Origin of the sequence: Nonomuraea sp. ATR24 (genome assembly GCF_041950485.1) — a bacterium.
GTDB lineage: Bacteria > Actinomycetota > Actinomycetes > Streptosporangiales > Streptosporangiaceae > Nonomuraea > Nonomuraea ceibae.
Map to the genome: position 1 here is coordinate 284,966 of NZ_JBGNUU010000010.1, position 12,683 is coordinate 297,648.

Here is a 12,683-nt window from a genome sequence, read left to right on the forward strand (position 1 = left end):
GTACGCGTTCCGCTCGGACGACGGCAGTCCGGGTAAAGACGGCCAGATCCAACCATGGAGTAGTTGAAAGCTCACTATGGGTACTGACCACTGCGGATGATCAGATCACCACCCGCAGGGGGCACCCATGTACAAGCACGTCATCACCGCACTCGCAGCGACGGCCACCGGCGTCACGTTGATGGCCGCGCCGGCCGCGGCCGACGACTACGACGACCGGCTCAGGGAGTGGTGCGCGAACGCCACGTACCTGCCGCACTCGCCGCTGCGCGACGTGATCGGCGACGACGAGCTGGTCCAGTACCTGACCGACGACGAGTACGGCCGTGACGGCGTACGGATCAGCTACGACAGGCAGCCGACCGCCGAGGAGTGGGCCGAGATCAACGGCTACGTCCACGCGCTGATGGGCCAGGTCTTCGACTCGAACTCGAACGCGGACGCCACCGCCAGGCGCAACGGCCCGGTCGGCACGGTCAACGTGAACGGGCACGTCCGGGGCCTGATCACGGCGCCGTGGTGCGAGGAGTACAACCGCCGGTACGGCGCCTACCACCCGCACTGGGCCGACTCCTACCGTTCGAACTGGCCGCACTCCTACCGTCCGCAGTGGCAGCAGCCCTACGGCCCGTGGACCGGCCCGTGGACCGGCCCGTGGAACCGTCCGACCTCGTCGGCGACGACGACCGCGCCGCGCTCGTCCTCGGCACCGGCGGCACCGTCGACGCCGTCGGCACCGTCAGCTTCGTCCTCGCTGCTGGACAACATCGGCGTCACCGGGCTGCTCAACAGCCTCGGGCTCTCCCGCTGAGCCCCGAGCCGCTTCAGGCGGATCCGGCTCTCCCGGCCGGCCGGCTCCAGCTCGATCACGCGTGCGTCCTGTGGCAGGTGACGCAGGTCGTGGGTGATGAGGATGGTGGTCCGTCCGGCCATGAGCCGCCGCAGCGGCTCCATGATGCGCGTGGCCGTGGCCTGGTCGAGGCCGGTCATCGGCTCGTCGAGGACGAGCACGGGGGCGTCGCGCAGGATCGCCCTGGCGATGGCCACGCGCTGCCGCTGCCCCCCGGACAGCAGTCTGCCCCGCTGCCCGACCTGGGAGTCGTACCCCCGGGGCAGGGTCCTGACGAAGTCGTGCACCCCGGCGAGCTCGGCGGCGCGGATGACCTCGTCGTGGGTGGCGTCCGGCCGGCCGTAGGCGATGTTGTCGCGTACGGTCCCCGAGAACAGCAGCGTCTCCTGGTGCAGGATCGTGATGTTGTCGCGCAGAGACGCCCTGGTGAGCTCGCGGATGTCGTGGCCGTCGAGCAGCACGCGGCCGGTGTCGGGGTCGTAGAACCGCAGCAGCAGCTTGGCCAGCGTCGACTTGCCCGCGCCGCTGGGTCCGGTGAGCACGACGAGCTCGCCTGGTTCGGCGGTGAACGACAGGTTCTGGAGGGCGGGCCGTCTGCGGCCGGGATAGCGGAAGCCGACGTGCTCGAAGCCGACGCGGCCGGCGGCGCGGACGGGCAGCGGCCGGGCGCCGGGGGCGTCCTCGACGGCGGGCCTGGTCCTGAGCACCTCCATGACGCGGTCGGAGCCGGCCGCAGCCTCCGACACGGTGAGCGCGATCTCGCCGAGGCTCTGCACGGCCGGGTAGAGCATGGCCAGGTACGCGGCGAAGGCCAGCAGGCCGCCCAGCGTGAGCCGTCCGGCGGCGATCTCCCACGCGCCGACGCCCAGGATGACGATGAGGCAGACGGTCTCCAGCACCTGGACGGCGGGACCGTACAGGCCGGCGAGCCACGCCTGCGACAGGTTGGCGCGCAGCCAGCCTCGGCCGGTCGCGTGCAGCCGGGCCGACTCGGCGGACTGGCGGTTGTAGGACTGGACGAGCGCCTGGTTGGCCAGCCCCTCCTCGATGACGCTGTTCATCTCGCCGTTGCTGGAGCGCTCGCGCGCCGAGGCCACCCTGAAGCGGGAGGCGAACATCTTCGACACCACGAGGAAGGCGGGGACCAGCGCCATCGTGATCAGGGCCAGGTCCCAGCGGACGTAGAAGGCGGCGCCGGCGAAGAAGACGACGCTGGCGGCCGTGGTGAACAGCTTGACCAGGCCCGATCCCATCAGCTCTTCGATGGCCTCGATGTCGTCCGTGAGCCTGGCCATGAGGTCGCCGAGGCGGCGGTTCTCCCCGTAGTCGGGCGAGAGCGTCTGGATGTGGGTGAACACCCGGTCGCGCAGGCTCAGCAGGAAACGTTCGGCGCCGACGGCGGTGGCGTACGTGCCGGTGAGCGAGGCGACGCCGGCGACGGCGGCGAGGCCGAGCCAGGTGAGCGCAGGCCCCCAGAACGCGCCGAGGTCGCGGGTGGTGAGCACTTCATCGGTGATCCGGCCGAACAGGCCGATCGCCGCGACTTCGCAGAGCGCGGCGACCGCGGCGAAAACGACGCCCGCGGCGAGCAACCAGCGCAGGCCGCGGGTGTTGGGCCAGAATTCACGGAAGGTGCGGCGGAGGGAGACCGCCGGCGCGAGCGCCGGACGGTCTCCCCGCCTAGGAAAAGAGAATGAGAGACGGCGGTCGGCCCGCCGACTCTCACGGCGTTCTCTTACCACCACCACCGCCTACGACGGCAGCCACCGTAGTAACGGCGGCGCCGACAGCAGCGGCGACGGTAGCAGTGGGACCGGTAACCACTCTGAATGAGAGTCATTTCTCCTCCCCCTGTTTCTAGTGCCCTAAAGGGACACTAGTCCTGATATACCCGTAAATCACCCCAATCACTTCGGCCAAAGAAGACTTGACCGGTCCCACCCGTTCCTTTTTGTTGCGGTAAATGGGCGGAAATGGGCTAGGTGATCAAATGCGCGGAAGGAAAATGCGGTGAATCCAGCCTTTGCGGGGAAACGGTCCGGCCTGCCGGCGCGACCTTGTGGAGCGCCTGAGCGTCACCGTGGAACCCGGCCCGCGGACCCGTCAAGAACGTCAAGCACACGGAAGGGGCCGGGGAGGTGTTTCGCCTTGGTACGGCGGGCCCTCCCCGGCCCCAGGTGCATCGCGCGCCTCAGTGCTTGAAGCAGTGCCCCAGCGCTTGAGGCGGTGCTGTGCCTCAGTGCTTGAAGGCGTCCTTGACGTTGCGGGCGGCGTCCTTCGCCTTCTCGCCCGCCTGCTTGACCTTGCCCTTGCTGCGGTCGGCGCGGCCCTCGGCCTCGAGGCGTTCGTCGTCGGTCGCCCGGCCCACGCCCTCCTTGGCCCTGCCCTTCAGCTCTTCGGCCTTGTTCGAGATCTTGTCGTCGGCGCCCATGTCGGCCCCCTGTCTGTCGCTTGATCCGGGCCTGCCTCCTATCCGAGCCCGGTGCCGGAAAACCTCCCCACGGCATGGCGGACACGTACGGTCCCCGGGCTCAGGGGCATCATCCAGAGCATGGGACCGATCGAGATCCAGCGCGTCTACGACCACGAGCCGGCCGAGGGCGCGGTGTTCCTGGTGGACCGGATGTGGCCGCGCGGGGTGCGCAAGGACGACCTCCGGCTCGACGGCTGGGCGCGGGACGCGGCGCCCTCGACCGAGCTGCGCAAGTGGTTCGGGCACCGGCCCGAGCGGTTCGCCGAGTTCGCCGAGCGCTACCGCGAGGAGCTGGCCGGGCGCGACGACGCCGTCCGGCCGCTGCTCGACGCCGCCGCGAAGGGCCGGGTGACGCTGCTCTACGGCGCCAAGGACACCGAGCACAACCAGGCGGTCGTCCTGCGGGACTACCTCAGGGAGCGGGCGGGCTGAGCCGCGCCGGGAAGCCGCCGGTCGCGATCGGGCCCCAGCGCTCGATGCGCACGCGGATCAGTGACTTGTCCTGGCGGCGCATGGCCTCGCGGTACTCGACCCAGTCGGGATGCTCGCCGGAGATGCACCTGAAGTACTCGACCAGGCCCTCCAGCGCCTCCGGCATGTCGAGCACCTCGGCCCGGCCGTCGACCTGCACGTACGGGCCGTCCCAGTCGTCCGACAGCACGCAGATCGACACGCGGTCGTCGCGGCGCGCGTTGACGGCCTTGGCGCGATCCGGATAGGTGGAGATCACGATCCGGCCGTCACCGTCGACCCCGCAGGTGACGGGCGAGAGCTGCGGGCGGCCGTCGGCGCGGGTGGTCGACAGCAGGCCGTGGTGCCGGGGACGGAGGAAGTCGAGCAGCTCGGGCAGCTCCACCCGGCTGGCCGTCGCGATCCTTGGAGCCATTTCACCTACCTTTCCACAGCTTCGTACGACCTTCCAGTACTCGTACGAATGCGTTGCGTGATGTCCGTTGATCGGGTAAGCCAGTGACATGTCCTTGGAAGGGTGGTTACTGGGCGGGCGCTACCGGTTGCTCTCGAAGCTGGGAGAGGGCGGCATGGGCGCCGTGTGGCGGGCCCGCGACGAGCTCCTCGACCGTGAGGTCGCGATCAAGGAGGTGACCGCCGCCGGGCAGCGGGCGGCCGACACGATGCGGGAGGCGCGCATCGCCGCCAAGCTGACGCACCCGAACATCGCCGCCGTCCACGACGTGGTGCTGGCCGGCGAGCGGCCGTGGATCGTCATGCAGTACGTGCCGTCGAGCAGCCTGGCCCGGATGATCGCCGACCGGGGCCCGCTGGCCGTGCCGACCGTGACGCGCATCGGGCTGGAGGTGCTGGCCGCGCTCCGCTACGCCCACGCCTCGGGGGTGCTGCACCGGGACGTGAAGCCGGGCAACATCCTGCTCACCTCCGAAGGTCACGCGATCCTGACGGACTTCGGGCTGGCGACGACGCTGGACGGCGAGCCGTCGGGCCGGCCCGGCGTGGTCGTGGGCACGCCCGCCTACATCGCGCCCGAGCGAGCCGGCGGCGGGCCGGCCACGGCGCTGAGCGACCTGTGGTCGCTGGGGGCGACGCTGTACGCGGCGGTGGAGGGCCGGGCGCCGTACCGGCACAGCAGCGAGCTGGCCACGCTGAGCGCGGTCGTGAGCACCCGCCCGGACCCGTTCGAGCGGGCCGGGGAGCTGGCGCCGCTGATCGGCGGGCTGCTGGAGAAGGACCCCGAACGCCGCACCGGCGCCGCCGAGGCGCACGCGCAGCTGACCGCCCTGCTGGGCAAGTCCGAGCCCGCGCCGCCCGACCGGCCGACGGGCGGGGCCGCCGCACAGCGAACCGGCCGCGGGCGGCGCTGGTGCGCCGGTGGGCGGCGGCGGGAGACGGCGGGGCTGCTGGCGCTGGCCGGGATCGTCGTGGCCGCCACGTCGTGGAGCGCCACCCCCGTGGCGGGCCCGCCCGTGCCCGCCCCGCACCCCACCACCACCGCGACCGCCACAGCCACGGCCACGGCGACCGCGACGGTCACCGCCACGGCCGAGCCGGCGCCGGAGACAACGCGCCCGCAGACGACCCGGTCGGAAGCGACCCCGTCGGAAGCGACCACTTCGGAACCGACCCCGTCGGAAGCGAGCCCATCGGAACCGGCCACCCCGTCGGAAGCGACGCCCCAGAGCAGGACCACGCAGCCGGACACAACGACCCAGGCCGGCGAGACGTCCCATGCGCGCCCCCGCCGGGCCGCGAACTCGTCCGACCGGCAACGGCCCGACCAGCCCCCCGGTCAGGCCAGGAAGAAGACCGACCACGGCAAGGGCCCCAAGCGCTAGTTACGTACATTTGCCGATGCGTTCCCATACCCGCCGTGCTTACTGTCTGCCGGTTCGAACGCCGTCCGTAAAGGTGGGTACATGCGTACGTTGACCGCGTTCCTCTCCACCGTCGTGCTGGCCACGGCGCTCACCGCGCCCACGGGCCAGGCCGTCGCCGCGGCGAAGCCCGCGGCGGGCCAGGCCGACGTCGTCTACCAGCGGGCCGACTTCGCCGGCGGCACCGCGGAGGGCACCACCGCCGGCGACGGGCTGTCGTTCGCGAGCGTCGCGGGCACCGCCTCCTACACCGACGCCCTCGGCACCCGGACCTGGGAGTACGCCCGCTGGACCGGGCCCGAACGGCAGACGGGCTTCGGCGCGACCGAGCTGATCGCCTCCTGGACGGCCGACATCCCGGCCGGGAGCTGGATGCAGGTCGAGGCACGCGCCCGGCACGCCGCCGGGCTGACGAAGTGGTACGTGCTGGGCCGCTGGGCCTACGGCGAGGGCGACATCCGCCGCACGTCGGTGCCCGGCCAGGGCGACGCCGACGCGAACGTGGCCGTCGACACGCTGGTGGCCGCCGACGGCCGGCTGATCGACGCCTACCAGCTCCGCGTCACCCTCTACCGGACGCCGGGCTCGGCGGTGACGCCACGGGTGCGCACGCTGGGCGCGATGGCCTCGCACGTCCCGGAGCGCAAGAGGGTCCCGGTGAGCCCCGGCGGCGGCGCGTGGGGCACGGAGCTGGACGTGCCGCGCCGCTCGCAGAGCATCCACTCGGGCCACTACCCGGAGTGGGACGGCGGCGGCCAGGCGTGGTGCAGCCCGTCCTCGACCACGATGGTGCTGGGCTACTGGGGCCGGTGGCCGAGCGCGCAGGACACCGCCTGGGTGGACCCGTCGGACCCGAACCCGGAGGTCGACCACGCGGCGCGCTACACCTACGACCACGCCTACCAGGGCGCGGGCAACTGGCCGTTCAACGTCGCCTACGCGGGCCGCTACGGCGTGGACGGGTTCGTGACGCGGCTGCGGACGCTGACGGAGCTGGAGAAGCTGGTCGGCGCGGGCATCCCGGTGATCACCTCGCAGTCGTTCAAGAAGGGCGAGCTGCCCGGCGCCGGGTACGGGACGGACGGGCACATCATGGTGGTCGTCGGCTTCACCGAGAACGGCGACGTGATCGCCAACGACCCGGCCTCGCCCAGCAACGACGCGGTGCGCCGGGTCTACCCGCGGGCCGACTTCGAGAACGTGTGGCTGCGCAGCTCCAGCAGCGGCGGCGTGGTGTACGTCATCCACCCGCCGGGCCGCGCGCTGCCCGCCACGACGCCGGGGCTGCCGGCCAACTGGTGATCACAGCCGTGAGACGCCGCACGCCCGGCCGGGCGAGTCGGCGACGCGGTCCTCGTACACGCCGACCTTGAACGTGATGAGGTCCAGGCAGCGGGTGAGCTCCTCGATCTGGCCGCTCACCCGCTCCTGGTGGGCGCGCATCAGCTCCAGGCGCTCGTCCTCGGTGCCGGGGCCCTGGCGGACCAGCTCGGTGTAGCGGCGGATGTCGGGCAGCGGCATGCCGGAGGCGCGCAGGAGCACGCACATGCCGAGCCAGTCGACGTGGTCCTCGGTGTAGACGCGGCGGCCTCCGGCGTCACGCTCGACGGGGTGGGCCAGGATGCCCTCTTGCTCGTAGAAGCGCAGGGCGTGCACGCTCAGGCCGGTGCGCTCGGCGACCTGCGAGATGGTCAGCATGGTGTCCAGTTTGACCTAGAGCCGACTCTAACTCCTAGCGTGCGGACCACGTACCGGACTCTTGGAGGGACCATGCGTTACCGCGCTCTCGGCGGCACCGGCATCGAGGTGAGCACACACTGCCTGGGGACGATGATGTTCGGCTTCGTGGCCAACCAGGACCACGACGAGTGCGCCAGGATCATCCACACGGCGCTCGACGCGGGCGTCAACTTCGTCGACACGGCCGACATGTACTCGGCGGGCGAGTCGGAGGAGATCGTCGGCAAGGCGCTGGCCGGGCGGCGCGACGAGGTGGTCCTGGCCACGAAGGTGCACTTCCCGATGGGCGAGGGGCGCAACCGGGGCGGCAACTCGCGGCGGTGGATCGTCATGGCGGTCGAGGACAGCCTGCGGCGGCTGCGCACCGACTGGATAGACCTGTACCAGGTGCACCGGCCGGACCGTACGACCGACGTCGAGGAGACGCTGGGCGTGCTCGGCGACCTGGTGCGGGAGGGGAAGATCCGGGCGTTCGGCTGCTCGACGTTCCCGGCGGAGCAGATCGCCGAGTCGCACCACGTGGCCGAGCGGCGCGGACTGCCGCGCTTCCGCACCGAGCAGCCGCCGTACTCGCTGCTGGCGCGCGGCGTGGAGGCGTCGGTGCTGCCGACGTGCCAGAGGTACGGGATGGGCGTGCTGACGTGGAGCCCGCTGGCGTCGGGGTTCCTGACGGGCCGGATCCGCAAGGGCGGGCCGATCGACCTGTCCAGCGGCCGGGCCCGCATCACCCCGGCCCGGTTCGACCCGGCGATCCCGGAGAACCAGGTCAAGCTGGACGCCGTCGAGCGGCTGATCGAGCTGGCCGGCGACCTCGGCTGCACGCTGCCGGAGCTGGCCACGGCGTTCCCGCTGGCGCATCCCGCCGTCACGTCCGTGATCATCGGGCCGCGCACGCCGGCCCAGCTCGAAGCGAGCCTGAAGGGCGCCTCGCTCGTCCTCGACGACGCGGCGCTGGACCGCATCGACGAGATCGTCCCGCCCGGCGTGAACCTGTACCAGCCGGACGGGGCGTGGCGCCCTCCGTCGCTCACGGACCCGGCTCTGCGCCGCCGCCCGCTCGGCGACCGGCCGGCCGCCTAGCGCGGCTCGATGACGCCCTCCCGCACCAGCCTGTCGAGCGTGGCGGCCATCGCCTTGGCGTCGTTGAGGTGCGGGAACGGCTCGTCGGGGACGTCACGGCGGAGGAAGCGGCACAGCGGCTCCCAGCCCTCGCGCACGTCGAAGACCAGCAGCCGGTCCGCCGGCAGGCTCGCCCTGGCCTTGTCCACGTGCCGCTCGAAGGCGGCCAGCGCGACCTTCTCCTCCGGCATGCCGTCGGTGAAGGTCCAGTCGTCGAGGCCGAACACGTCCCGCCCGATCTCGGTGAGGAGCGGAGTGATCAGGTCCATCCTGCCGAACACCGCCGCGGCGGCCTCGGGCAGGTCGGGCGGCAGCTCGCGGCCGGGGCCCTCGGCCATGAGCGTGCCCATGCTCACGTACCAGGCGTGCGGGTCGCGTACGGTCAGGACGACCTTGGCGTCGGGGAACGCCTCGGCCTGGGAGCGGTAGAAGTGGGAGGCCGGCCAGTCCTGGGAGGAGCGGTAGCCGTCGAACACCCGGGCCCAGTCGGGCTGGGCGCCGCCGGCCAGCGGCGCCCAGCGCTCGGCGATGCCCGGCTTGGTCATGACGTCGAACATGTGGAAGCAGGGCCCGAACCCCAGCCGCTCCAGCGCGGCCTTCATCGAGCTCGTCCCGGTGCGCGGGAACCCCGCGCCGATCACCTCTAACATATTGGGCCTCTCGCTCTCGGGAATGCCTACTCCCATTAGAGACACAAGAGGCCCGCAATGTGACAGGAAGTCAGCGAGTCGGGTCAAACGCCCGCAGCGCCTCGGGCTGCTTGCCCGTGGTGATCTGCTCGGCGAGCATGCGGCCGGTGGCCGGGCCGTGGGTCAGGCCCCACATGCCGTGGCCGCCCGCGACGTAGATGCCGGGCACCCGGGTGGCGCCGATCAGCGGCATGCCGTCGGGGGTGACGGGACGCGGGCCCACCCACGTGTCGGTGCGCTCCTCCCAGTGCACGCCGGTCAGCAGCGGCTTGGCGGAGGCGATGATCGCGTCCACGCGGCGCTGGAAGAGCGGGGCGTCCGGGTCACGGAACTCCATCGTGCCCGCGACGCGCAGCTTGCCCTGGTACGGGGTGCAGGCGACGCGCACGGCGGGCAGGTAGATCGGGCCGCGCACCGGCTCGTCCGTCGGCACGGTGAAGGAGTAGCCGCGCCCGGCGCGTACCTGGGTCCGCACGCCCCACTCCTTGGCGAGCCGGTTCAGCCAGGCGCCGGTGGCGAGCACGACGGCGTCGGCCTTGACGCTGTCGCCGTTGGCGGCGCGCACGACCTGCTTGCCGCCCTCCTGGTCCACGCCGGTCACGGTGAAGCCGTCGCGGATGACGCCGCCGCGCGCGGTGACGGCGTCGGCCAGCGCGTGGGTGAACGCGCCCGGGTCGACGTAACGCTGCCCGTCGAGCCGGATGCCCGCCTCGGCCTGCACGGAGAGCTGCGGAGCCTGCTTGCGCAGCTCGGCGCCCTCGAAGGCGGCGTAGCGGATCTCCAGCCCGGAGTCGTTGATGCGGCGCAGCTCGTGCAGCAGCGAGACGGCCTGCTTCGGGGTGCGGAAGGCGGCCATGATCGGCGCCTCCACGGTGGGGGCCTCGACGCCGCTGGCGGTGAGGACGTCGAACGCCTCCAGGCACTCCTCGTTGAACGGGAGGTTGGCCCGGACGGCTCGGCCCCAGTCCTTCCAGTTGCAGTGCAGCGCGAACCGGGTCAGGAACGCCCACAGCCCCACGTCGGGCGTCGTCGGCACGTGCAGCGGCGCGTCCCGGTCGAGCAGGGAGCGCAGGCCGTAGCGGAGCACGCCGGGCTCGTTGAGCGGGATGGCCAGGCCGGGCGACAGCCAGCCCGCGTTGCCCCAGGAGGAACCGGCGGCGACCCCGTCACGGTCGACCACGGTCACCTCGACGCCGCGCTCCTGCAGGAACCAGGCGGTGGACAGGCCCACCACACCGGCGCCGATCACCACTGCCGTTCGCGGCCCGCCGTCGATACGCATTGCCACCCTCTCCGCTCTGTCGCGTTACACCTGCAGGATCGCCCGTAGGACGCGAGAACGGTTCATCTGCGTGCGACAACCGGGGGGCCGTCGTTTGTCCGGCCAGGACAACGCGGCCCGGCTAGGGCGACGCGGCGGCCAACGCGATGATCATCGCCAGTCGCTTCTCCGGCTGGTCGAGGCCCAGATCGGTGATCGCGGTCATCTTCCTGAACCGGTAGCGGACGGTGTTCGGGTGCACGCCGAGCCGGGTGGCGGCCACGGCCAGATCGCCCTGCGCCTCCAGCCAGGCGCGCAGCGTCTCGATGTAGCGGGTGCCGTGCTCGGCGTCGTGCCTGGTCAGCTCGGCAACGGGACCGCGCGCCGGGGTGCGGCCCGCCGACGCCGCCGCGCGCAGCCGCTGGAGCAGGATCGCGTCCCACGACTCGTCGTAGACCACGGCCAGGTCGCCGTCGGGCCGGGCGGCGCGCAGGGCCAGGCTCTCGTCCGCCTCCTGCCTGCTGGCGGGCAGCTGCGCGGGCACGGCCGGGCCGCCGACCCCGGCCATCAGCGTGACCCGGCGCGGCAGCACGTGCGCGATCGCGGCCACCCAGTCGCGGGCGGGCGTCGGCTCGCCGCCGCTGGGCAGCACCGTGTAGAGCGTGTTGCCGAACAGCGCGCTGCGCCCCGGCCGCGACCAGCCGAACCCGGTCGTGGCCCGCTCGAACGCCATCAGGATCGCGGCGTGCGCCTCGTCGCCGACGTGCGCCTGCAACGCGATCACCCGGAACTGGCCACCGGGCAGCCCCAGCCGGCTGATCAGCGCGGGGGCGTCGGCGGTGCCCTCCAGCAACTGGATGACCAGGTCGGACTCCACCTGCCGCTCCAGGTCGGCGCTCACCCGCGAGCGCAGCAGGTGCAGCGCGACGGCCCGGGCGCCGTCGGCCAGCACGGTCAGCGGCGCACCCTCCAGCGGACGCTCGCACTCCACCCAGATCGACCCCAGCAGCTCGCGCCCGGCCCGCACGGCCACCACCATCCGGCCGCGCAGCCCGTGCTCCGGCGACGGCGCCACGAACACCGGCTCGTCGGAGGTCGCCAGGTGACGGAAGACCCCTTTGCGCGCCAGCAGCCGCCGCATCGAGTCGGGCACCCGGCGGCCCAGGATCGTCTCCAGCCGGACCGGGTCGGAGCTCTGCTGGGAGCCCGAGTAGGCCAGCACCCGCGACATCTGGTCCTCGATCGTCACCGGGTTGCCCAGCTCGCCGGCCAGCGTGTCGGCGAAGGCGAACAGGTCGGTCGGGCCGCGGCCCGCCTCGGTCTCGCGTCCCTCCAGGACCAGGCCGTACACCACGCCGAGGAGCTGGCTCCAGGACACCTCGGGGTCGACGGCGAGCACGGCCATCCCGGCGTCGCGGGCGCCGGTCAGCGCCTCGTCGTCGCCCGGGACGCCCTCGCGGACCAGCACCACGACGGCTCTGGCGGCGCGGGCCAGCAGGATCGCCTCGGCGGTCGACTCCACGCCCACCGCCAGGTACACGTCACCGACGGCCGGCCGGTCGTCGGCCGGATCGTGGACGACGACGCTGCGCAGCTCGACGCCCCGGGAGGCGGGCGCCAGCCGCAGCCGCGCGCCGTAGCCTCCCAGCACGTTCACCAACCGGTCCAGCTTCAGCATCCGCGCAGCGTACACGCAGGATGCCCGCGGCGGAGGTCAGCCGCAGTTGGCGAGCCTGCCGCGCTTTCCGACGGCGGTGGCGTAGTTCCGCGTGCCGTTGGTCGTCCTGCCCTCGAAGTCGACGCACTGGCCCTTGCCGTAGCCGATGGCGGCGGCGTAGTACTTGTACGTCCTGGCCGTCAGCGTGCCCGGGTCACGGTACGCGCCGCCGCCCTGCACCTTGAGGATCGCCTGGGTGTAGGTGGACTTGCCGGCGTACCTGGTCTTGATCATGGCGACGCAGTTCTGCTGGCTGGCGCGGTTCCACATCAGGTAGACGTGACCCCACGTCGAGCCGCGGTGCTTCACCGCACGCCTGTTGTCGCTCACATGCGTCCAGCCGCCCCGTCCGGACTGCTCGGCGCACGCGGCCTCGGGGGTGTAGGCGGCGGCCATCGCCGGCGCCGGGTGCAGGAGGACCGTGCCGGCGCCGAGCATGGCTGCCAGGGCGAGGGCCTTCTTACGCACGTGGTACGTCCTTTCATC

At 72.3% G+C, this 12,683-nt stretch carries 12 protein-coding genes; 4 read left to right on the top strand and 8 right to left on the bottom strand.

Going from position 1 to position 12,683, the window contains the following annotated elements:
- Positions 1-621: 621 nt before the first annotated feature.
- Together ACBI99_RS25160 and ACBI99_RS25165 are read right to left on the bottom strand one after the other, a co-directional pair.
- Positions 622-2,442, bottom strand: coding sequence for an ABC transporter transmembrane domain-containing protein (locus ACBI99_RS25160; RefSeq protein WP_375073629.1), 1,821 nt, complete (start codon positions 2,440-2,442; stop codon positions 622-624).
- A 644-nt stretch (positions 2,443-3,086) separates the two neighbouring features.
- Positions 3,087-3,281, bottom strand: coding sequence for a CsbD family protein (locus ACBI99_RS25165; protein WP_219508506.1), 195 nt, complete (start codon positions 3,279-3,281; stop codon positions 3,087-3,089).
- A 120-nt stretch (positions 3,282-3,401) separates the two neighbouring features.
- Here ACBI99_RS25165 and ACBI99_RS25170 point away from each other — a divergent pair, with 120 nt between their 5' ends.
- Positions 3,402-3,755, top strand: a complete 354-nt coding sequence (locus ACBI99_RS25170; protein WP_219508505.1) for a DUF488 domain-containing protein — start codon at positions 3,402-3,404, stop codon at positions 3,753-3,755.
- On the opposite strand, the gene ACBI99_RS25175 is transcribed toward ACBI99_RS25170, so the two are convergent.
- A complete protein-coding gene (locus ACBI99_RS25175; RefSeq protein WP_375073630.1) occupies positions 3,736-4,209 on the bottom strand; it encodes a PPOX class F420-dependent oxidoreductase in 474 nt (157 codons plus the stop codon). The two genes, ACBI99_RS25170 and ACBI99_RS25175, sit on opposite strands and share 20 nt — an antisense overlap.
- Positions 4,210-4,297: 88 nt before the next feature.
- Here ACBI99_RS25175 and ACBI99_RS25180 point away from each other — a divergent pair, with 88 nt between their 5' ends.
- Together ACBI99_RS25180 and ACBI99_RS25185 are read left to right on the top strand one after the other, a co-directional pair.
- Positions 4,298-5,632, top strand: a complete 1,335-nt coding sequence (locus ACBI99_RS25180; RefSeq protein ID WP_375073631.1) for a protein kinase — start codon at positions 4,298-4,300, stop codon at positions 5,630-5,632.
- An 81-nt stretch (positions 5,633-5,713) separates the two neighbouring features.
- Positions 5,714-6,973, top strand: coding sequence for a C39 family peptidase (locus ACBI99_RS25185; protein ID WP_357583300.1), 1,260 nt, complete (start codon positions 5,714-5,716; stop codon positions 6,971-6,973).
- On the opposite strand, the gene ACBI99_RS25190 is transcribed toward ACBI99_RS25185, so the two are convergent.
- The gene (locus ACBI99_RS25190) at positions 6,974-7,369 is read right to left on the bottom strand and encodes a MerR family transcriptional regulator (protein WP_219508501.1); all 396 of its coding nucleotides are present in this window, start codon (positions 7,367-7,369) and stop codon (positions 6,974-6,976) included.
- 72 nt (positions 7,370-7,441) lie between these two features.
- On the opposite strand from ACBI99_RS25190, the gene ACBI99_RS25195 reads away from it, so the two are divergent.
- Positions 7,442-8,491: an aldo/keto reductase gene (locus ACBI99_RS25195; protein WP_375073632.1), complete on the top strand. Its 1,050-nt coding sequence runs from the start codon at positions 7,442-7,444 to the stop codon at positions 8,489-8,491.
- On the opposite strand, the gene ACBI99_RS25200 is transcribed toward ACBI99_RS25195, so the two are convergent.
- The 4 genes from ACBI99_RS25200 to ACBI99_RS25215 form a co-directional block, all read right to left on the bottom strand.
- Positions 8,488-9,180: a sulfotransferase family protein gene (locus ACBI99_RS25200; protein ID WP_375073633.1), complete on the bottom strand. Its 693-nt coding sequence runs from the start codon at positions 9,178-9,180 to the stop codon at positions 8,488-8,490. The genes ACBI99_RS25195 and ACBI99_RS25200 overlap by 4 nt on opposite strands.
- A 70-nt stretch (positions 9,181-9,250) precedes the next feature.
- Positions 9,251-10,501 carry an FAD-binding oxidoreductase gene (locus ACBI99_RS25205; protein WP_219508498.1) on the bottom strand — a complete coding sequence of 417 codons (1,251 nt, stop codon included), beginning with the start codon at positions 10,499-10,501 and terminating at the stop codon, positions 9,251-9,253.
- 121 nt (positions 10,502-10,622) lie between these two features.
- Positions 10,623-12,158, bottom strand: coding sequence for a PucR family transcriptional regulator (locus ACBI99_RS25210; RefSeq protein ID WP_375073634.1), 1,536 nt, complete (start codon positions 12,156-12,158; stop codon positions 10,623-10,625).
- Positions 12,159-12,194: 36 nt separating this feature from the next.
- Positions 12,195-12,665: a hypothetical protein gene (locus tag ACBI99_RS25215; protein WP_375073635.1), complete on the bottom strand. Its 471-nt coding sequence runs from the start codon at positions 12,663-12,665 to the stop codon at positions 12,195-12,197.
- Between the last annotated feature and the right edge of the window lie 18 nt (positions 12,666-12,683).

What these genes read in the sequence shown, in the direction of transcription:
- ACBI99_RS25165 (WP_219508506.1), bottom strand. Translation starts at nt 3,281, where the DNA reads ATGGGCGCCGACGACAAGATCTCGAACAAGGCCGAAGAGCTGAAGGGC.
- ACBI99_RS25180 (WP_375073631.1), top strand. Translation starts at nt 4,298, where the DNA reads ATGTCCTTGGAAGGGTGGTTACTGGGCGGGCGCTACCGGTTGCTCTCG.
- ACBI99_RS25185 (WP_357583300.1), top strand. Translation starts at nt 5,714, where the DNA reads ATGCGTACGTTGACCGCGTTCCTCTCCACCGTCGTGCTGGCCACGGCG.
- ACBI99_RS25195 (WP_375073632.1), top strand. Translation starts at nt 7,442, where the DNA reads ATGCGTTACCGCGCTCTCGGCGGCACCGGCATCGAGGTGAGCACACAC.
- ACBI99_RS25205 (WP_219508498.1), bottom strand. Translation starts at nt 10,501, where the DNA reads ATGCGTATCGACGGCGGGCCGCGAACGGCAGTGGTGATCGGCGCCGGT.
- ACBI99_RS25200 (WP_375073633.1), bottom strand. Translation starts at nt 9,180, where the DNA reads ATGTTAGAGGTGATCGGCGCGGGGTTCCCGCGCACCGGGACGAGCTCG.
- ACBI99_RS25175 (WP_375073630.1), bottom strand. Translation starts at nt 4,209, where the DNA reads ATGGCTCCAAGGATCGCGACGGCCAGCCGGGTGGAGCTGCCCGAGCTG.
- ACBI99_RS25190 (WP_219508501.1), bottom strand. Translation starts at nt 7,369, where the DNA reads ATGCTGACCATCTCGCAGGTCGCCGAGCGCACCGGCCTGAGCGTGCAC.
- ACBI99_RS25170 (WP_219508505.1), top strand. Translation starts at nt 3,402, where the DNA reads ATGGGACCGATCGAGATCCAGCGCGTCTACGACCACGAGCCGGCCGAG.
- ACBI99_RS25210 (WP_375073634.1), bottom strand. Translation starts at nt 12,158, where the DNA reads ATGCTGAAGCTGGACCGGTTGGTGAACGTGCTGGGAGGCTACGGCGCG.